At 66.2% G+C, this 19,180-nt stretch carries 14 protein-coding genes; 6 read left to right on the top strand and 8 right to left on the bottom strand.

Annotated elements, in window-relative coordinates; translation table 11 throughout:
* Positions 1–19: 19 nt before the first annotated feature.
* Both FHS28_RS12490 and hemP read right to left on the bottom strand, forming a co-directional pair.
* Positions 20–2,404: a TonB-dependent hemoglobin/transferrin/lactoferrin family receptor gene (locus FHS28_RS12490; RefSeq protein WP_088450904.1), complete on the bottom strand. Its 2,385-nt coding sequence runs from the start codon at positions 2,402–2,404 to the stop codon at positions 20–22.
* Between the two features lie 386 nt (positions 2,405–2,790).
* A complete protein-coding gene (hemP, locus tag FHS28_RS12485) occupies positions 2,791–3,024 on the bottom strand; it encodes a hemin uptake protein HemP (RefSeq protein WP_088450903.1) in 234 nt (77 codons plus the stop codon).
* 234 nt (positions 3,025–3,258) lie between these two features.
* Here hemP and bfr point away from each other — a divergent pair, with 234 nt between their 5' ends.
* Together bfr and FHS28_RS12475 are read left to right on the top strand one after the other, a co-directional pair.
* On the top strand, positions 3,259–3,741 hold the full coding sequence (gene bfr / locus FHS28_RS12480; RefSeq protein WP_088450901.1) for a bacterioferritin: 483 nt from the start codon (positions 3,259–3,261) through the stop codon (positions 3,739–3,741).
* 243 nt (positions 3,742–3,984) lie between these two features.
* On the top strand, positions 3,985–4,233 hold the full coding sequence (locus FHS28_RS12475) for a (2Fe-2S)-binding protein (RefSeq protein ID WP_088450899.1): 249 nt from the start codon (positions 3,985–3,987) through the stop codon (positions 4,231–4,233).
* Positions 4,234–4,520: 287 nt separating this feature from the next.
* On the opposite strand, the gene FHS28_RS12470 is transcribed toward FHS28_RS12475, so the two are convergent.
* Positions 4,521–4,778, bottom strand: coding sequence for a hypothetical protein (locus FHS28_RS12470; protein ID WP_221193942.1), 258 nt, complete (start codon positions 4,776–4,778; stop codon positions 4,521–4,523).
* 226 nt (positions 4,779–5,004) lie between these two features.
* Here FHS28_RS12470 and FHS28_RS12465 point away from each other — a divergent pair, with 226 nt between their 5' ends.
* From FHS28_RS12465 to FHS28_RS12455, 3 genes are all read left to right on the top strand, one after another.
* The gene (locus FHS28_RS12465; RefSeq protein WP_088450897.1) at positions 5,005–6,630 is read left to right on the top strand and encodes a gamma-glutamyltransferase family protein; all 1,626 of its coding nucleotides are present in this window, start codon (positions 5,005–5,007) and stop codon (positions 6,628–6,630) included.
* A 907-nt stretch (positions 6,631–7,537) separates the two neighbouring features.
* Entirely contained in the window at positions 7,538–8,902 is a 1,365-nt protein-coding gene (locus tag FHS28_RS12460; RefSeq protein ID WP_088450895.1) for an MFS transporter, read from the top strand.
* Positions 8,903–8,957: 55 nt separating this feature from the next.
* Positions 8,958–9,569, top strand: a complete 612-nt coding sequence (locus FHS28_RS12455) for a GNAT family N-acetyltransferase (protein WP_088450893.1) — start codon at positions 8,958–8,960, stop codon at positions 9,567–9,569.
* A gap of 198 nt (positions 9,570–9,767) precedes the next feature.
* On the opposite strand, the gene ugpQ is transcribed toward FHS28_RS12455, so the two are convergent.
* The 5 genes from ugpQ to ugpB are packed head-to-tail and all read right to left on the bottom strand — an operon-like array spanning position 9,768 to position 14,750.
* Complete coding sequence (ugpQ, locus tag FHS28_RS12450) at positions 9,768–10,520, bottom strand: glycerophosphodiester phosphodiesterase (RefSeq protein ID WP_088450891.1); 753 nt, start codon at positions 10,518–10,520, stop codon at positions 9,768–9,770.
* 3 nt (positions 10,521–10,523) lie between these two features.
* Positions 10,524–11,672: a sn-glycerol-3-phosphate import ATP-binding protein UgpC gene (locus tag FHS28_RS12445; protein WP_088450889.1), complete on the bottom strand. Its 1,149-nt coding sequence runs from the start codon at positions 11,670–11,672 to the stop codon at positions 10,524–10,526.
* Positions 11,673–11,674: 2 nt separating this feature from the next.
* Positions 11,675–12,526, bottom strand: coding sequence for a sn-glycerol-3-phosphate ABC transporter permease UgpE (gene ugpE / locus FHS28_RS12440; RefSeq protein WP_088450887.1), 852 nt, complete (start codon positions 12,524–12,526; stop codon positions 11,675–11,677).
* A gap of 11 nt (positions 12,527–12,537) precedes the next feature.
* Positions 12,538–13,425 (bottom strand): sn-glycerol-3-phosphate ABC transporter permease UgpA, encoded by an 888-nt coding sequence (gene ugpA / locus FHS28_RS12435; RefSeq protein ID WP_088450885.1) that lies wholly within the window; start codon positions 13,423–13,425, stop codon positions 12,538–12,540.
* Positions 13,425–14,750: a sn-glycerol-3-phosphate ABC transporter substrate-binding protein UgpB gene (gene ugpB / locus FHS28_RS12430; RefSeq protein WP_088450883.1), complete on the bottom strand. Its 1,326-nt coding sequence runs from the start codon at positions 14,748–14,750 to the stop codon at positions 13,425–13,427. Before ugpB ends, ugpA begins: the two co-directional genes overlap by 1 nt.
* Positions 14,751–15,245: 495 nt before the next feature.
* Between ugpB and FHS28_RS12425 the strand changes: the two genes are divergently transcribed.
* A complete protein-coding gene (locus FHS28_RS12425) occupies positions 15,246–19,139 on the top strand; it encodes a DUF3683 domain-containing protein (protein ID WP_246410018.1) in 3,894 nt (1,297 codons plus the stop codon).
* Positions 19,140–19,180: the final 41 nt, after the last annotated feature.

Below are 19,180 nucleotides of genomic sequence, written 5' to 3'. Positions count from 1 at the left end.
TGTGAGTCGGCGGCATCGGTCAGAAATCGGCGCGCAGGGACACCTGCAGCGCGCGGCCCGGGGCGGTGTAGCTGTCCAGCACGGTGCTGTTGGCAGCCACGCCGGAGACGTCGCCCCAGCGCCAGTACTTGCGGTCGAAGAGGTTGGTGACGGCGGCGGACAGGCTCAGCGTCGGGTTGATGCGGTAGGCGCCGCCCAGATCCACCACCTGGTACGCGCCCGGGGCGAACGGCGCGGCGGTGCTGCCGCCGCTGCTGATGTCGGACGCCTTCTTGCGACTGCTGTGCTGCAGGCTGGCCCAGCCGGACCAATCACCGCGCTCGTAGCGGGCCCTCAGCGTCGCTCGCAGCGGCTGCACCGTGTTGAGCGGCGACTCCACGCCGTCCACGGTGCTGTGGCCCTCTGCGTACGCGAGCGCCGCATGAAGCGACAGGCCGGTGGCCACATCCCACACGGCGCGGGCTTCGGCGCCCTTGATGCGCGCCTGGCTGAGGTTGATGTACTGATAGACGAGGTTGGCGGTGGCCAGCGAGCCGCTCACAACTTCCTGGCTGATGAAGTCACGGTAGCGGTTGTCGTAGGCGCTGAGCTGCCAGCGGACGTCCTTGCCGAGACCGCCTCGCACGCCAAGCTCCCAGCTGTTCGCATGCTCCGGTTTCAGATTCGGATTGCCGATGCTCGAATAGCCGTAGAGCGGATTGGCAAAGGCGTTGTTGACCTGATCCGGCGTGGGCGCGCGAAAGCCCTGCGACCACTGCACATAGGGCTGCAGCCATTCGGTTGCGCGCCAGACGGCGCCCAGCCGCGGGGTGAGGGCGTGGTCGGACAGCTTCACCGCCTGTCCGGCGTAGCCGGTGGTGTCGGGCGTGAGCCGGTAATGCTCGAAACGCAGGGCCGGGATCAGCGAGACGTTGCCGAACTCGATCTCATCCTGAAGAAAGGCGCCGGCCAGTTGGTAGCGGGTCTTGGGGAAAGGGCGGCTGGGGAAGGTTTCGCCCGCCGGCGGCACGGTGCCGTCGCGCACCGCTTCGATGTGGTTGCGGCTTACATCCACGCCATAGCTCAGGCGCTGGTTCTGCCACTGGGTCTGCGCCTGGGTGCTCAGGCCGATCAGATGCTCCTGGTAGTCGGTGTAGCGGGTGCGGTCCGCGGCGGTGTTGCGGTCTTCGTAGGAATACTGCTCGGTCTGGCTGTCCTGCACGTAGATCTGGGTCGTGGCCTGCTGGACCCAGAGGGCGTTGAGGTCTTCGTAGCGATGCTCCAGGGACACGCGCTTGCGATCCATGCGGTCGTTGGCGGTGAGGCCAATGACCGCCGTGGCGGCGGGTGTCGCGGTGGGAACGGTCAGGCCGGTGAGCACGTCGGTGTCGATCTTGCGCTCGCGGTATTCCGCCGTGCCGGTCAGGCGATTGGCGGCATTCACCCGGTAGGCCAGCTTGGCCAGGACGCTTCGGGTGTCGATGTCGGTCGGGTTCGGCGCCGTGCGGGTGCTGTTGGCGGCGTGGTCGTCGCCCTGGTTCCGGGTCTCGTGGCCGCGGCGAATCGAGGCCTGAATCAGGCTGGACCAGTCCCCGCTACCGAAAGCCAGCGCCGTGCTGGCGGTCCTGGAGCTGTCCACCGTTTGCAGGCCCAGCTTGGCGTAGCCGGCGAAGGTCTTGCCGTCCTTGAGCAGGTCATCGGGGGACAGCGTGCGCATGACCAGCGCACCGGCCAGACCGTCGCTGCCGTAGCTGGTGGACGCCGGGCCGCGCAGCACTTCTGCGGCGGAGAGGCTGTCCAGATCGACGAAGTCGGCCCGGCCGCTGGCGAACGGGCCGAAGGCGAAGCTCTGCGGGATGCGGATGCCGTCCACCATCATCAGCACCTGGTTGCCCTCGAGACCGCGGATGTTGATCCCCTCGTTGCCGGCGCGGCCCGTGGAGGCACCGGCGGCGGTGAAGCGGGGCGTCATCGCCTTGACCGAGAGATCGACTTCGTCGCTGAGCAGGTCCTTCAGGTCGCGGGCGTCGCGGCGGTCGAGGTCCTTGCGGGTGATCACCGTCACCGTGTTGGGGACGGCGGTGGTGGCGCGTTCGGTCCGGGTGGCGCTGACGGTGATGTCACCCAGGGGCTGGGTGGGCGCGGAGGTCGCGGCCGAAGATCTCGGGTGCGATGCCGGCTGGGACGCCGCGTCTGATCCGGCCTGGGGGGCCGTGGGCGGTGCGGTGTGGGGTGCGGCCTGACGGGCTGCTGGTGATGCGGCTGGCGCGGTGGCCGACAGTTTGGCTCCGGTTGCGGCCTGGGAAGGGGCGGGAGGCGAGGCCGGTGTCACGGACTGCGCGAACGCAGGCGGTGTTGCCGGCGCAAAGACCAGCGGGAAGGCCACGGAGAGGGCAAGCGCGACGGGCGTCTGGCGCAGAGACATGGTGCTGAGGTCCTGAAGGATCTCGCACGGGCTGGCGCGACGCGGGCTTGTGCGTGGAAGGGTAGAAGAACGAAAAGAACGGAAGCAGTACGACGCAGGCGACTACGCCAGACTTGACGGTGAGACCGGGGGTAAGCGGCCTGACAGGTCGTGATGCTGGTGCATGGGGCGAGGCGACACCGTGGTCGATGGCCTGGAGGCCGGAGCCGCATGCGGTGGAAGAGTGTCAGCCCCTCTTATCCGGATGCCGGCGCGCGGACCCGCTGCAGCGGTCCAACAGCTCACCGGATCACCGACTCAGCTGTCTACGGTCTACGGTCAACGGTCAACGACTCAGTGGCTCGACGGCCCAGCCGCTCACCAAGCGACATCCCGCCGACACCTGCTCACTTGGTCAGGATCAGCTTGCCCAGCGACGTCAGACGCAGCCGGTACAACTGCCCGGAGTGCTCGATCTCCACTTCCCGCTCGTTGCCCAGCAGCGCTTCGCTGCTGACGCGCCGCCGCTGGGGCAGGGATACCGCATCGTGGCGCGGCGAACCTGATGCGGCCACGCGCGCGCTGACGTCCAGCGCGGCGGCCGGCAGGGCCTCGGTCGGGGTGTGGTGATAAGCAGTCATGCACGCATCTTAGATGAGAACGATTCGCAATAGCAAACTAATTCTTCGTGAGGGGTGTTGCCGTGCTGCGCGTGAGCGGCGAGCCGCTTGTAAGTACGGCTGCGAACGCTTCGCAAAAAGAGCGTTGGGGCCGGGTTTTGTCCCCACACGGCGTAGGGACTGAACGAGAATCCGCCCGTTGCGGGCCGCGCGCCCGCTTTTGATGGATTTCGGATTTCGTTCCAGGAGAAGAACATGAAGGGTGATGCCAAGGTCATCGAATATCTCAATGCCCAGCTGAAGAATGAGCTGACGGCCATCAACCAGTACTTCCTGCATTACCGCATGCTCAAGAGCTGGGGCTTTGAGCGCCTGGCCAAGCACGAATACCAGGAATCCATCGAGGAGATGAAGCACGCCGACAAGCTGATGGATCGCATCCTGATGCTGGAAGGCCTGCCGAACCTGCAGGACCTGGGCAAGCTGTTCATCGGCGAGAACGCAGTGGAAGTGCTGCACTGCGATCTGAAGATCGAAACCGGTTCCCATCCGCTGCTGAAGGAAGCCATCGCTTACTGCGAATCCGTGCGGGACTATGTGTCGCGCGAAGTGCTGGAAGAGATCCTGAAGGACACCGAAGATCACATCGACCATCTGGAAACCCAGATCGATCTGGTGGCTCAGGTGGGTGAGCAGAACTGGCTGCAGACGCAGATGGGTGAAGGCCCGTCGGACTGAGTCAGACCGCAGCGCGCCTGTGGGTCTGCCGGGCGACGAGGCCGGTGCTCCGCCGACGGCGCCGCCCGCGTCGGGCGAACGTCCATGCATCAAACCCCGCTGCGGCGGGGTTTTTTACGCCTGTTTTGTACGTTGGAAGAACGTAGATCCCCACATCATCAAAGGTCTTGATCGATCAATTGAGAGGAATTCTTGTTTGCGTTAGCATCCACCGCATCCCAGAAACGGGTCGCTGACGCCACCATGATCCTCTGCCTCTGCCATCGAGTTTCCGACCGCGACATCCGCCGCAGCGTGGCCGAAGGCGTGCACAACTTCGAAGTGCTTCAGGACGAGACGCAGGTCGCCTCGGCCTGCGGCAGCTGTCACGACTGCGCGCGCCAGGTGTTTGATGAAGCGCTGCAGGCTTGTGCCGCCGCGCATGGCGTGAGCTGCGGGAGCGGCTCTGCCCAGCGTGTGATTCCCATCACCCGCCTCGCGCAGGCAGCTTGAATGACTGGCGCGGGGGGCGTCCCGCGCATTCGCCCTGCCTCCGGACTCAGCGCAATCGCGGGGGCAGCGCCCTCAATCAATATTCGCTTCTCTCACCAACGCAAGGGTAAGGTGAGCCGTCCCACCGGCGATACCGCAGGCACCGCGCCCATCTGATCCATCCACCGCCGTTGCGCAAAGCGTCGCAAGACCTTGTTCAAGCGCGCTCCACAACGACGGCAGCCGCCCCGGAGGGCGGCTTTCAGTGACGGTGCCGCGCTCGAGGCGGCACCATCGTCCTGGAGAAATTACTTGGCGGCTTCGGACGCCTTGGCAGCGGGCTTCTCAGCCTTGTGATGCTTGGTGCCGGCCTTGTGATGGGTCGTCTTCTTCTCAGCGGTGCCTTCGGTCTTGGCTTCCGGCTTCATCTCAGCCTTGGCTTCCGTCTTGGCGGGAGCTGGGGCCGGGGTGGCGGCGGGAGCTGCAGGCGTCTGGGCCATGACTGCACCAGCGATCAGCAGTGCGGGGATCAGGGACAGGGTCTTCACGGTCTTCAGGGCTTGCATCTGGTGGACTCCAGGGCTGTTGAACAAGGTGAGCAAACAACGGCGGCAGACGACACCGTGTTGACACTGACGCATCTGCTTTGCATTGCGTTACGTTCACACGCCAGCAACACAGAGGCGCGGGACAGGTATTGCCCGCTGGCGCACCGCCAGCCTTCGGGACAAGATGCCAGTCAACCGCTGACCTTGACCCCGGGCCGCAGCGACCGGCCCCGATGGAGACCTCATGTCCTCGCACGCATTCGACTGGACCCGCGCCTACCCCAGCGTCCGTTCGCCTCTCTTCGCCCGCAACGTGGTGTCCACTTCGCACCCGCTGGCGGCGCAAGCCGGTCTGCGCATCCTCGCGCAGGGCGGCAATGCGGTGGATGCCGCCATTGCCGCCGCGGCCTGCATGACCCTCGTGGAGCCTTGCAGCAATGGTCTGGGTTCCGATGCCTTCGCCATCGTCTGGGACGGCCAGTCGCTGCAGGGCCTGAATGCGTCCGGCCAGGCGCCGCAGGCGTGGACCCCCGACTACTTCGACCGCCGGCACGGCGCCGGTCCGCTGCTGCCCACCCGCGGTTGGGACGCGGTGACCGTGCCCGGCGCCGTCGGCGGCTGGGTGGCCCTGAGCGAGCGCTACGGCAAGCTGCCCTTCGCTGATCTGATGGCGCCCGCCATCGAGATCGCCGATCGCGGGTATGCAGTCCCGGTCATCGTGCAGCGCAAGTGGGCGATGGCCGCAGAGGTGAAGGACCTGGTGAAGCAGCCCGGATTTGCTGACGCCTTCCTGCCTCGGGGCCGCGCGCCCGAGGTTGGAGAGATCTTCCGTTTCCCCGACGCCGCCCGCACGCTGCGCCTGATCGGCGAAACGCGGGGCGAGGCGTTCTATCAAGGCGAGATCGCGGCCGCCGTCGAGGCGCATGCGCGTGAAGGCGGCGGCGCCATGACGGCCGCCGACTTCGCCGCCTACCGCCCCGAATGGGTCCAGACCCTGTCGATGGACTATGCCGGTCACACGCTGCATGAAATCCCGCCGAGCGGGCAGGGCATTGCCGCGCTGATCGCGCTGGGCATCCTCAAGCACACCGATGTGGCGTCGATGCCGGTGGACAGCGTGGCCTCGCAGCATGTGCAGATCGAAGCGATGAAGCTGGCGTTCGCAGATGTCTATGCGCATGTGGCCGATCCGCGGCACATGCGGGTGCAGGCGCATGAGATGCTGGACCCCGATTACCTGGCCAGCCGCGCCCGCCTCATCGACATGAGCCGCGCGCAGGACTTCCAGGCGGGCAATCCCGTGAAGGGCGGCACCATCTACCTCACGGCGGCGGACGAGTCCGGCATGATGGTGAGCTTCATCCAGAGCAACTACATGGGCTTCGGCTCCGGCGTGGTCGTGCCGGGTTACGGACTGTCTTTGCAGAACCGCGGGCATGGCTTCACCCGGGAGGGTGACCACGTCAACCAGGTGGCGCCGGGCAAGCGTCCCTTCCACACGATCATCCCGGCGTTCCTGATGAAGGATGGCCAGCCGCAGATGAGCTATGGCGTGATGGGCGCCAACATGCAGCCGCAAGGGCACATGCAGACGCTGGTGCGGATGCTCGACTACCACCAGCATCCACAGGCCGCTTGCGACGCGCCGCGATGGCGCTTTAACCAGGGGCTGTCGATCAACGTCGAATCGACGATGGATCCGGCAACCATCGATGGATTGCGGCAGAAGGGTCACCAGGTGGCTGACATCCATGACAGCTATCAGGATTTTGGCGCCGGCCAGTTCATCTGGCGCCTGGGGGACCCGGCGGTGGAAGGGTATGTGGCGGCGAGTGATCCGCGTCGGGACGGCGCCGCAGTGGGCTGGTGACCGGCACCGGCGCCCCGACTGCGTACAGGTGATGGACAGACGCGCTAACGGCCACGGATTCGGGGCCTGGAACCCGCTCTAGATTTCGCTTTGCCTCTGCCTCTGCGTCTGGCTCTGCCTCTGCCTCTGCCTCTGCCTTGGGCTTTGGCCTTCGCCCCTGGCTTTGGCTTTGGCTATTGATCCCGCTCTCTCTCTCTCTCTCTCTCTCTCTCTCCCGCCCCGCGTGGGGCTCCAACTGCGGCTTCCGGCGTCCGAGAAGTCAGTGACCTCCCGTGCCGTTCTTCACTTGTGAGCCGCGGGGGCCGGCTGCTAGCATCCTTGCACTCTGCCTACCGGAAGTCTTCGATGACCAAGCTGCTCGACCGCACCAGACCGAACGCGCGACCGTCGGAACATGCGCGGGCACGTGCACGGGAAGATAGGTCGGCGCCAGTGCTGACAGCGATGTGGGCAGGCGTGGCGAGTCGCCCGTGGGTCAGTGATGCAGGCACACCCCTGAACTGATGCGCGTTGCTCAGCGCGCGGCGAGCCTGGCTTGCTGAGGCGGTGCAGTCGAGGACAGACCCGATCAGGCGCGATTGGATGACGATCGCAGGCCTGACAGGTGAAGCTTGGTGGGTTCATGGAACAGGGCCGCGTGTCAAGACTCGTCGGCCTTTGGCGCGCCATGCACGACGTGCCCCGTACCACGCCCCGCCACGCCACGCCCGTTGTCCGCAGCCTGCAGGCAGGCAGCCATGCAGCCGGTCGGCCCGTTGTCCCAGCAGCCCGTCGGCTCGCCGTCCCACTGGTTGTCCTCTGCCCGTCTCGCCCACTGGTTCCGCAGCCGCCGTTGCCATCCGTTGCCACCCGTTACCGCCTCCGCGACCCCAGCCGCCGCATGCTGCGCATCCCATCGGAGTGATTCATGTCCGCCAGGCCGTCCGCCTCTTTTTTGCTGGTCGATCGACTGCTCGACCTCTTCCGGCTTCCTGCCGGTGACCTGCTGCGCGATATCGTCTATCGCCGCTTGTGGTCCTCCATCCTGATCAGCTCCCTCGGCGGTCAGATCACCATGCTCTCGCTGCCGCTGACGGCCGCGGTGCTGCTGGACGCCAGCCCCACCCAGATGGGATGGCTGACGGCGATGGAGATCATCCCGTTCGTCCTCTTCTCGCTGCCCGGCGGCGTCTGGCTGGACCGCGTGCGAAAGCTGCCGGTGTACATCGTCGGCGAGGTGAGCCTGGCCATCGCCGTCGGCAGCGTGCCGGTGGCGGCGTGGCTCGGCTGGCTGGGCATGCCCTGGCTGTATTTCGTGGCCTTCCTGCTGGGCACCGTCTACACAGTGGCCGGCAGTGCGGCGCAGATCGTGCTGACCCAGGTGGTCAAGCCTGACCGGCTGGTGGAAGCGCATGCCAAGAACTCGCTGGCCTCGTCCGGTGCGGAGGTCGCCGGCCCGGGTGTGGCGGGTGCGCTGATCAAGCTCGTTGGCGCACCGATGGCGCTGGCGGTGGATGCCCTGCTGCTGCTCAGTTCCGCGCTGGTGCTGCGCGGGGTGCATGTGGTGGAGCAGCTGCGACGCCCCCGCCAGTCCCACTTCTGGCGCGACCTTCGCACCGGCGTCAGTTTCGTCTGCCGTCATCCCCTGCTGCTCAGCCTGGCGGTCGCGGTCGGCGGCTGGCAAATGTGCAACCAGGCGGCCCAGGTGGTGCAGATCCTGTTTGCGACACGGGTGCTCGGATTGCCGCCCCAGACCGTGGGGCTGTCCTACATCGCGCTCGGCGCCGGAACGGTGCTGGCCAGCATCTTCGGCCACCGCATCAGTGGCCGGCTGGGGCCCGGCCCCTGCCTGATCACCGGCTTCGCCATCACCGGCGTGGGCTGGCTGGTGCTCGCCCTGGCGCCTGCCAACGAATGGGGGGTCGCAGCCTTCGGCCTGGCGCTGTTTGCGTTCGGTGTCGGCGCGGTGCTGATCTTCATCAACTTCCTGTCCCTGCGTCAGGCGGTCACGCCCACGCCGCTGCTCGGCCGCATGACCAGCACCATCCGCTGGCTCACGCTCATTCCCGCCGGCCCCGGCGCACTGCTTGGCGGATGGCTGGGGGAACATGTGAGCCTGCGGGCCTCGCTGCTGTTTTCCGGCGGTGGCGCGCTGCTGCTGACGCTGGTAGCCCTGCGGCTGCGGGCGATTCGCAGCGTCCGCACATTGCCGACGGTGGCGGACGAGCATCAAATGCTGGGCGTGGAAACCCAGCCCGGCGGTCTGAACCTGCCACCGGTCAACGGCAACTGACAGGGCTCCGCCAGTCACTGGCACTTGGGCGCGCAGGCGCCCGTTGCGGATCAACATGAAATCGCTTGACCCCGTCCTCATCCAGGTGCCCGAGACGCTCAGCACCGACCACGTGCTGCTCACCCTGCCTCGCGTGGGCGACGGTGCCGTCCTGAATCTGGCCATCCAGCGGTCGCTATCCCACCTGCAACCCTGGATGGCCTGGGCGCAGACGATGCCCAGCGTCGAAGAATCCGAAGCGGTGGTGCGCCGCATGCTGGCCGACTTCCTCAACCGGCAGCATCTCGCCTATTTCCTGCATGAGCGGTCTCCGGAGGGCGGGGTGGGGCGCCTGTGCGGCGGCGCGGGCCTGATGCGACTGGATTGGCCGCAGCGGCGATTCGAGATTGGATATTGGCTGGCGCCGGACGCGACCGGTCGTGGGCTGGCCAGCGAGGCGGTTCATGCGCTGGCGCGGATGGCCTTTACGCAGCTCAGGGCCTTGCGGGTGGAGATCCGCACCGATGCCCGCAACCTGCCCAGCCGCGCTGTAGCGGAGCGCTGCGGGTTCGTGCTGGAAGGCACGCTGCGCAATGACATGCTGGATGTGAACGCCGTGCCCTGCCACACCAGCATCTACGGCATGGTGTCGCTGGACGAGCTGCGCAATCCGTCGCTGGGACGGTGATGGTTTCGCAGTGGCTGAGCGGCGCGACCCGTCGCTGGGACGGGATGGTTCCGCTGTTGCAGGGGCGCGCTCAAACGGCCCGTGCGAACGACCCACTCGATCAAGCCTCAAGCTGCCTCAAGCAACGCTCAAACGACGCTCAAACGACGCTCAAACGACGCCCAAGCAACCCTCAATCAACCCGACCCAGCACGCTGATCAAGCAATCGGGCTGAATCGATCCACCGCATCGGTGATGATGCCGTCCACCCCATTGCCGATCAGCCACTGCGCGGTGGCCGCATCGTTGACGGTATAGACCAGCGCCTTCATGCCGAGCTTGTGCAGCTGGGCCACCAGGGCTTGATCCATCAGCGCGTAGTGGGTCACCACCGCGCGGCAGTCCAGCCCTTGCGCGGTCGCCAGCCAGTCCGGCGTCAGCTTGTCCAGCAGCAGCGCCCGCGGCACCTGGGGCGCCGTCTCCTGCGCACCCCGCAGCGCCTCCGGCTCGAAGCTGCTGAACAGCAGCGACACCGTCGCTGCATCCTTCCACAGCCGCAGCACTTCCTGCCCGACGACCTGACCGGTCCGTCGCTCATCCCCGGGCGTCGGCTTGATCTCGATGTTCAGCGCATGCTGATTCACCCGCACGAAGGCCGCAATGGCCTCCAGGCTCGCCGGAGGCTCACCGGCATACGCCCGGCTGTGCCAGCGCCCGGCGTCCAGCCGCGACAGCTCGGCCCAGGGGCGGTCGGACGCGCGCCCCCGCGCTGAAGTGGTGCGGTCCAGCGTGGCGTCATGCAGCAGGAAGGGCACGCCGTCCGCCGCCAGCTTCACATCGCACTCGAAGGCCCGATACCCATGCCGCGCCCCTTCGCGAAAGGCCGCGAGGGTGTTCTCCGGCGCCAGTTTGCCGGCGCCGCGATGGGCAATCCAGAAGGGCAGGGACCAGGGCCAGGGATGGGCATCCATGCGTCATTCCTCCACACGCTGGCCGCTCGTGGCGTCAAACCAGTGCAGGCGGACGGCCGGCGCCTGCAACCAGACGGTATCACCGGGATGGGGCGGATGGTCGATTCCTGCGATGCGCAGGGTGAAGGCATTGGGATCGCTGGCGCTGCGATGGCCGGCCGGCCGGTCCGCCGCATGCGGTGCGCCGCCCAGATGCCCGTACACCAGACGCTCGGCGCCCAGCATTTCCACAAACTCGACCCGCAGCGGCCAGGCGGTGGAATGCGGCGACTCGCTCTGCCCCGCACCGCCCGTCAGCGGCACCGCATGTTCCGGCCGCAGGCCCATCACCAGCTCGCCCTGACGCGGCGCCGGCGCGGGCAGGTGCAGGGAGGTGTGGCCCATCACGAAGCGGTCACCTTCCACACGGCCGCGCAGCAGGTTCATTGCGGGTGAGCCGATGAAACTGGCGACGAAGGTGGTCGCCGGACGGCTGTAGACCTCTTCCGGCGTGCCGAACTGCTCCATGCGGCCGGCATTCATCACGATGATGCGCTGTGCCAGCGTCATCGCCTCGACCTGATCGTGGGTGACGAACAGTGCGGTGACGCCCAGCTCGCGGTGCAGGCCCTGGATCTCCAGCCGGGTCTGCACCCGCAGCTTGGCATCCAGGTTGGACAGCGGCTCATCGAACAGGAATACCTGTGGGTCTCGCACGATGGCGCGGCCCATCGCCACCCGCTGACGCTGCCCGCCGGACAGCTCCCGCGGCTTGCGCTGCAGCAGATGCCCCAGCTCCAGAATGCGGGCGGCCTTGTCCACCCGCGTCTGGATGTCCTCGGCCCTCAGCTTGCGGATCTTCAATCCGTAGGCCATGTTCTCGAAAACGCTCATGTGGGGATAGAGCGCATAGTTCTGGAACACCATCGCGATGTCGCGGTCGGCCGGTTCAACATCGTTGACGACGCGGCCGCCGATGGCGATCTCGCCGCCGCTGATCTCTTCCAGACCGGCCACCATCCGCAGCAGCGTGGACTTGCCGCAGCCGGATGGTCCGACGATCACAACGAACTCGCCGTCCTGGATCTCGGCGTTCACACCGTGGATGACCGGATTCGCCTTGGCCCCATGGCCGTACTGCTTGACGACGTTACGCAGGGAAATGCTTGCCATGATTATTTTTCTGTATCGACCAGGCCCTTGACGAACCATCGCTGCATCAGGACCACCACCAGGGCGGGGGGGATCATCGCGAGCACGGCGGTGGCCATGATGATGTTCCAGTCATTGGCGGCGTCGCCGCCGCTGATCATCCGCTTGATGCCGATCACCACCGGGTACATCTGTTCGTCGGTGGTCACCAGCAGCGGCCAGAGGTACTGGTTCCAGCCGTAGATGAACTGAATGACGAACAGCGCCGCAATGCTGGTGGCGGACAGCGGCATCAGCACATCCCGGAAGAAGCGCATCGGCCCGGCACCGTCGATGCGGGCCGCCTCCACCAGCTCATCCGGCACGGTCAGGAAGAACTGCCGGAAGAGGAAGGTGGCCGTGGCCGATGCAATCAGCGGCACGGTCAGGCCGGCGTAGCTGTTGAGCAGCTTCAGATCGGCCACCACCTGGTAGGTCGGCCCGATCCGCACCTCCACCGGCAGCATCAGGGTCACGAAGATGGCCCAGAAAAACAGCTGCCGCATCGGAAAGCGGAAGTAGACGATGGCAAAGGCGGACAGCAGCGAGATCGCGATCTTGCCCACCGCAATCAGCACCGCACACACCAGGCTCACCCACATCATGCGGGAGACCGGCGCATTCGAACCCGCGCCGGTGCCGCTGCCGGTGAGGGCCGCCTGATAGTTCTCCAGCAGATGGGCACCCGGCACCATCGGCATGGGGGCCTGGACGATCGCGTCGGCCGTCTGGGTGGACGCCACGAACGCGATGTACAGGGGGAAGGCCACGATCATCACGCCCAGCACCAGGATCAGGTGGGAGAGCAGTGTGAGCGCGGGTCGGCGTTCAACCATGAGGCACCCGTTCAGTAATGGATCTTGCGCTCGACGAACCGGAACTGGATCACCGTCAGCAGGATCACGATGCCCATCAGCACCACGCTCTGCGCGGCCGAGCCGCCCAGGTCCATGGCCTTGAAGCCGTCGTAATACACCTTGTAAACCAGGATGGCCGTGTCCTTGCCGGGGCCGCCCTGGGTGGCCGCGTCGATGATGCCGAAGGTGTCGAAGAAGGCATACACCACGTTGATCACCAGCAGGAAGAAGCTGGTGGGCGACAGCAGCGGGAAGGTGATTGTCCAGAAGCGCTTCCAGGGGCTGGCACCGTCAATCGCCGCCGCTTCCAGCAGCGAGCGGGGAATGGACTGCAACCCGGCCAGGAAGAACAGGAAGTTGTAGGAGATCTGCTTCCAGACGGCAGCCGCCACCACCAGCGTCATCGCGTGGTTGGGATTGAGCAGGTGATTCCACTGGAAGCCCAGCCGGTCCAGCCCATACGACACCACCCCGATGGACGGCGCGAACATGAACAGCCACAGCACCCCGGCAATGGCCGGCGCCACCGCATAGGGCCAGATCAGCAGCGTGCGGTAGACGGTGGCGCCGCGGACCACCCGATTGGCCATGGTGGCCAGGAGGAGCGAGATCGACAGCCCCAGCACGGCCACCAGCAGTGAGAAGACGGCGGTGGTGCGGAAGGACGCCAGATACCCTGCGTCCTCGAACAGGCGCCGGAAGTTGTCCAGCCCCACCCACTCCACCGCCAGCCCGAAGGCATCCTGCTGTTGCAGGCTCTGCAGCAGCGCCTGGCTGGCCGGCCAGAAGAAGAACGCGCCGATGACGACCGCCTGAGGTGCCAGCAGCACCCAGGGCAGCCATCCGGAGCGGAAGACGACCCGCTTCTCCTGACTCATCAGAGCTTGGCCGACTTCTGGAAGCGTTCGAGCAGCTCGTTGCCGCGGCGCACCGCGTCATCCAGCCCCTGCTTGGCGGTCTTGCGACCGGCCCAGACCTGCTCCATCTCCTCATCGACCAGGGTGCGGATCTGCGGCAGGTTGCCCAGGCGCACGCCGCGGCTCTTGTCGGTGGTCTTGCGGATCATCTGGGTCACGGCGACGTCAGTGCCGGGATTGGCCTGATAGAAGCCGCTTTTTTCCGTCAGCTCATAGGCCGCCTTGGTCACCGGCAGATAGCCGGTGCGCTTGTGGCTTTCGGCGGCCACTTCCGGGCGGGCCAGGTATTGCAGGAAGGCGGCCACGCCCTTGTATTCCTGCGGCTTCTTGCCGGCCATCACCCACAGGCTGGCGCCGCCGATGATGGTGTTCTGCGGCGCGCCGGGCACGTCCGGGTAGTAGGGCAGCGGCGCGATGCCGGCCGAGAACTTGGCGCTCTTCTTGATGTTGGCATACAGGCCCGAGGAGCCGGTTTCCATGGCGCACTCACCGGAGACGAAGGTGGCATCGGCGGTGTTGCCGCGGCCCTTGTAGACGAACAGGCCCTGCTTGGCCATGTTGGCCAGGTTCTCGATGTGGCGGACATGCAGCGGCGAGTTGAACACCAGGCGTGCGTCCAGACCGCCGAAGCCGTTGTTGCGGGTCGCGTATTCCACGTTGTGCCAGGCGGAGAAGCTCTCCAGTTGCGTCCAGCCCACCCAGCTGGTGGTGAAGGGGCACTTGTGGCCGGTGGCCTTGAGCTTGGCGGCCGCGGCGGCCACTTCCGGCCAGGACGACGGCGGCTTGTTCGGATCCAGCCCAGCCGCCTTGAAGGCGTCCTTGTTGTAGTGCAGGACGGTGGTGGAGCTGTTGAACGGGAAGCTCAGCATCTGGCCGTTCGGCGCGGTGTAATACCCCGCCACGGCCGGCACGTAGGCACCGGTGTCGAACTTGACGCCGGCCTGCTTCATCACTTCGCCCACCGGCACCACAGCGCCCTTGCTGGCCATCATCGTGGCGGTGCCCACCTCGAAGACCTGCAGGATATGCGGCGCATTGCCGGCACGGAAGGCCGCAATGGCCCCGGCCATGGACTCGTCATAGGCGCCCTTGTAGACCGGCACCACCTTGTAGTCCTTCTGGCTGGCGTTGAAGTCCTTGGCGAGGTCGTTGACCCAGTCGCCCAGACCGCCACCCATGGAATGCCACCATTGGATCTCGGTCTGAGCCTGCGCGGCCAGGGGGGACACGGCCAGCGCGGCCGCAAGCAGGGCTGCCGGGGTGGCAGCAAGCAGGGAAGTCTTCATGGTCTCCAAGGCTCCAGAGGATGTTGTGACGGCGTCACAAGGACGCCGCAGAGCTTATGAAGACATTGTGACACCCGTCACGACCCGGCTGACCGCATTGCGGACAGCGAACGCCCGGGGGAACCCGAAGATCAGCTGGACGGCCGAACGGACTCGGCAGCGGGGCCGGCGGGTGGCGTCAGGCCCGGCGCGTAATGGCCTTGCCCGGCGCCTGTCTAGAGGCCCCGGACCACGGCGGCCCTCTGTCCCTAAGGTACGATTCCGGACATTGCCCCGCCCGGGCTGGCCCACATCCAGGCCTTTCGCGAACGCCACACCGGAAACTGAAGCGCTCAGACTTCCGGCGGACCAAAAGTCCGGGCGATGCCCGACCCCGGGGCCACGGTTCGCCGTCCGGTTTCCTGTGTCTCAGCCTGGCCCGTTGCTCTCTGGAGTGCCGGGCCGCAACCCAGGGTGTTCACGCACCTGGCCGCCATGAATGCACCGCATCTCCTGATGCCCGCCGACCCCGCGATGGCCGGCGATCTGACCCCGACCCACGCGCCCGCCCCGCGGCTGCGCGAGATTCCCTACAACTACACCTCCTTCTCCGACCGCGAAATCGTGCTGCGGCTGCTGGGCGCCCGCGCCTGGGAACTGCTGGACCAGCTGCGTGGCGAGCGCCAGACCGGTCGGTCCGCTCGCATGCTGTATGAGGTGCTGGGCGACATCTGGGTGGTGCAGCGCAACCCGTATCTGCAGGACGACCTGCTGGACAACCCCAAGCGCCGGGAAGCCCTGATCGGCGCCCTGCGCCATCGCCTGACGGAAGTGCAGCGCCGCCGCCATCCGGAAGACGACACCCAGCGGGACGCCTGGGTCGGTGAGCTGCTCACCGCTGCCGAAGCGGCCGTCGCTGCCTTCTCGCACCAATTCGAACAGGTGGCCGAACTGCGCAAGCGGGCCACCAAGGTGTTTGCCCGCCACACCGCCAAGGACAACGTCAAGTTCGACGGCCTCTCGCGGGTGGCGCACGTCACCGATGCCACCGACTGGCGGGTGGAATATCCGTTTGTCGTGCTCACCCCCGACACCGAAGCCGAGATGGCCGCCTTGGTGGCCGGGTGCTTCGAACTGGGCCTGACCGTCATCCCGCGCGGCGGCGGCACCGGCTACACCGGCGGTGCCGTGCCGCTGGTCTGGAACACGGCCGTCATCAACACCGAAAAACTCGAAGCCATGCGCGGCGTCGAGATGATGGTGCTGCCCGGCATGGACCGGGAAGTGCCCACCATCTTCACCGAAGCCGGTGTGGTCACCCAGCGGGTGTCGGACCTGGCCGAGCTGCACGGCTTTGTCTTCGCGGTGGACCCGACCTCGGCGGAAGCTTCCTGCGTCGGCGGCAATGTGGCCATGAACGCCGGCGGCAAGAAGGCCGTCCTGTGGGGCACTGCGCTGGACAACCTCGCCTCCTGGCGGATGGTGACGCCGGAAGCCAAGTGGCTGGAAGTGCACCGCATCGGGCACAACCTCGGCAAGATCCATGATGCGGAGATGGCCAGCTTCGAGCTGCGCTACTTCGACGCCACCGGCAAGAAGCTCGAGCGCACGGAGCGCCTGGACATCCCCGGCCGCACCTTCCGCAAGGAAGGCCTGGGCAAGGACGTCACCGACAAGTTCCTGGCCGGCCTGCCCGGCATCCAGAAGGAAGGCTGCGACGGGCTGATCACCAGCTGCCGCTGGGTGGTGCACCGCATGCCGGCGCATGTGCGCACCGTCTGCCTGGAGTTCTTCGGCAATCCCAAGGACTGCGTCCCGTCGATCGTCGACATCAAGGACTTCATGTTCGCCGAGATGAAGAAGCCGGGCGGGGCCATCCTCGCCGGCCTCGAGCATCTGGACGACCGCTATCTCAAGGCCGTGGGGTATGCCACCAAGAGCAAGCGCGGCGGCCTGCCGAAGATGGTGCTGATCGGGGACATCGTCGGTGACGATGCCGATGAAGTCGCCCGTGCCACCAGCGAAGTGGTGCGTCTGGCCAATGGCCGCTCGGGCGAAGGCTTCATCGCCGTCAGCGCCGATGCCCGCAAGAAGTTCTGGCTCGACCGCAAGCGCACCGCAGCCATCTCCAAGCACACCAACGCGTTCAAGGTGAACGAGGATGTGGTGATCCCGTTGCCACGCATGGGCGAGTACACGCTGGGCATCGAGCGAATCAACATCGAGCTGTCGCTGCGCAACAAGCTGGCGCTGGTCGATGCGCTCAGGGACTTCTTCGCCAACGGGCATCTGCCGCTGGGCCGCAGCGACGACGCGGGCGAGATCCCGAGCGCCGAACTGCTGGAAGACCGGGTGCAGCAGGCGATGACCCTGCTGGACGAGATCGGCATCCTGTGGCGCACCTGGATGCAGCAGCTGGATGTGACGCAGCCCGAAGGCCGCAGTTTCTTCGAGCAGTTGCAGGACTACAGCCTGCGCGCCAGCTGGCGCACCCAGATCCTGAAGCCGCTGCAGGACATCTTCGCCGGTGCCGCTTTCGCGCCGATCCTGGCGGAGTGCAAGCGCATCCACAAGGAGGTGCTGCGCGGTCGCGTCTGGGTGGCGCTGCACATGCATGCCGGCGACGGCAACGTGCACACCAACATCCCGGTGAACTCCGACAACTACGAGATGCTGCAGACGGCGCATGAGGCGGTCGGCCGCATCATGACGCTGGCCCGCTCGCTGGACGGCGTGATCTCCGGCGAACACGGCATCGGCATCACCAAGCTGGAATTCCTGACCGACGACGAGCTGGCCAACTTCGCCAGCTACAAGGCCAGGGTTGATCCGGAAGGCCGCTTCAACAAGGGCAAGCTGCTGCGCCCGGCACCAGGCTCGCAGACCACCTTTGCCGACCTGACCAATGCCTACACGCCCAGCTTCGGGCTGATGGGGCATGAGTCGCTGATCATGCAGCAGAGCGACATCGGTGCCATCAGCGAGTCCATCAAGGACTGCCTGCGCTGCGGCAAGTGCAAGCCGGTCTGCGCCACCCATGTGCCACGCGCCAACCTGCTCTACAGCCCGCGCAACAAGATCCTGGCCACCTCGCTGCTGGTGGAAGCCTTCCTGTATGAGGAGCAGACCCGCCGCGGCGTCTCCATCAAGCATTGGGAAGAATTCGAGGATGTGGCGGACCACTGCACCGTCTGCCACAAGTGCGTGAATCCCTGCCCGGTGAAGATCGACTTCGGCGACGTCACCATGAACATGCGCAACCTGCTGCGCAAGATGGGCAAGAAGAGCTTCCGGCCCGGCAATGCGGCGGCCATGTTCATGCTCAATGCCACCAATCCCGAGACCATCAAGGTGGCGCGTGCCGCCATGGTGGGCGTGGGCTTCAAGGCGCAGCGCATGGCCAACCGGGTGCTGGGCGGCCTGGCGCGCAAGCAGACCCAGGCGCCGCCGGCGACCGTCGGCAACGGCCCGGTGAAGGAACAGGTCATCCACTTCATCAACAAGAAGTTGCCGGGTGGCCTGCCCAAGAAGACAGCGCGGGCGCTGCTGGACATCGAAGACAAGAACTACGTGCCCATCATCCGCAACCCGGCCACGACGCGCTCGGATGCGGAGGCAGTGTTCTATTTCCCCGGCTGCGGCTCGGAGCGGCTGTTCAGCCAGGTGGGTCTGGCGACGCAGGCCATGCTCTGGCATGCGGGTGTGCAGACCGTCCTGCCGCCGGGCTATCTGTGCTGCGGCTATCCACAACGCGGTTCCGGCCAGTTCGACAAGGCAGAGAAGATCATCACCGACAACCGGGTGCTGTTCCACCGCGTGGCCAACACGCTGAACTATCTGGACATCAAGACGGTGGTGGTCTCCTGCGGCACCTGTTATGACCAGCTCCAGGGCTACAAGTTCGAGGACATCTTCCCCGGCTGCCGCATCGTGGACATCCACGAATACCTGCTGGAGAAGGGCGTGACGCTGCAGGGCAAGCAGGCCTATCTGTATCACGACCCCTGCCACTCGCCGATGAAGCTGCAGGATCCGATGAAGACGGTGAAGGCGCTGGTCGGGCCCGAGGTGATGAAGAGCGAGCGCTGCTGCGGCGAAAGCGGCACGCTGGGCGTCACGCGGCCGGATATCTCGACGCAGGTGCGCTTCCGCAAGGAAGAAGAGCTGCGCAAGGCGGAGGCCCAGCTGCGCGGCACCGGCAAGGTCGGTGAACAGGAGAACCTGAAGATCCTGACCAGCTGCCCGAGCTGCCTGCAGGGCTTGAGCCGCTACGGCGACGACCTGCAGAACGGGCTGCTGGAAGCGGACTACATCGTGGTGGAGATGGCGCGCCAGATCCTTGGCGAGCAGTGGATGCCGGACTATGTGGCGCAAGCCAACAACGGCGGCATCGAACGCGTGCTGGTCTGATGGGGTGCCACGGCGCCCCTGACTTGACCCCGGTTCGATCC

Origin of the sequence: Roseateles terrae (assembly GCF_014192155.1) — a bacterium.
Lineage (GTDB): Bacteria > Pseudomonadota > Gammaproteobacteria > Burkholderiales > Burkholderiaceae_C > Roseateles > Roseateles terrae.
The sequence above is the reverse complement of the archived record's forward strand: the minus strand, read 5'-3'. Positions and strand labels throughout refer to the sequence as shown.

What these genes read in the sequence shown, in the direction of transcription:
- ugpQ (WP_088450891.1), bottom strand. Translation starts at nt 10,520, where the DNA reads ATGGATGCCCATCCCTGGCCCTGGTCCCTGCCCTTCTGGATTGCCCAT.
- hemP (WP_088450903.1), bottom strand. Translation starts at nt 3,024, where the DNA reads ATGACTGCTTATCACCACACCCCGACCGAGGCCCTGCCGGCCGCCGCG.
- bfr (WP_088450901.1), top strand. Translation starts at nt 3,259, where the DNA reads ATGAAGGGTGATGCCAAGGTCATCGAATATCTCAATGCCCAGCTGAAG.
- FHS28_RS12490 (WP_088450904.1), bottom strand. Translation starts at nt 2,404, where the DNA reads ATGTCTCTGCGCCAGACGCCCGTCGCGCTTGCCCTCTCCGTGGCCTTC.
- ugpB (WP_088450883.1), bottom strand. Translation starts at nt 14,750, where the DNA reads ATGAAGACTTCCCTGCTTGCTGCCACCCCGGCAGCCCTGCTTGCGGCC.
- FHS28_RS12425 (WP_246410018.1), top strand. Translation starts at nt 15,246, where the DNA reads ATGCCCGCCGACCCCGCGATGGCCGGCGATCTGACCCCGACCCACGCG.
- FHS28_RS12475 (WP_088450899.1), top strand. Translation starts at nt 3,985, where the DNA reads ATGATCCTCTGCCTCTGCCATCGAGTTTCCGACCGCGACATCCGCCGC.
- FHS28_RS12470 (WP_221193942.1), bottom strand. Translation starts at nt 4,778, where the DNA reads ATGCAAGCCCTGAAGACCGTGAAGACCCTGTCCCTGATCCCCGCACTG.
- ugpA (WP_088450885.1), bottom strand. Translation starts at nt 13,425, where the DNA reads ATGAGTCAGGAGAAGCGGGTCGTCTTCCGCTCCGGATGGCTGCCCTGG.
- FHS28_RS12465 (WP_088450897.1), top strand. Translation starts at nt 5,005, where the DNA reads ATGTCCTCGCACGCATTCGACTGGACCCGCGCCTACCCCAGCGTCCGT.
- ugpE (WP_088450887.1), bottom strand. Translation starts at nt 12,526, where the DNA reads ATGGTTGAACGCCGACCCGCGCTCACACTGCTCTCCCACCTGATCCTG.
- FHS28_RS12460 (WP_088450895.1), top strand. Translation starts at nt 7,538, where the DNA reads ATGTCCGCCAGGCCGTCCGCCTCTTTTTTGCTGGTCGATCGACTGCTC.
- FHS28_RS12445 (WP_088450889.1), bottom strand. Translation starts at nt 11,672, where the DNA reads ATGGCAAGCATTTCCCTGCGTAACGTCGTCAAGCAGTACGGCCATGGG.
- FHS28_RS12455 (WP_088450893.1), top strand. Translation starts at nt 8,958, where the DNA reads ATGAAATCGCTTGACCCCGTCCTCATCCAGGTGCCCGAGACGCTCAGC.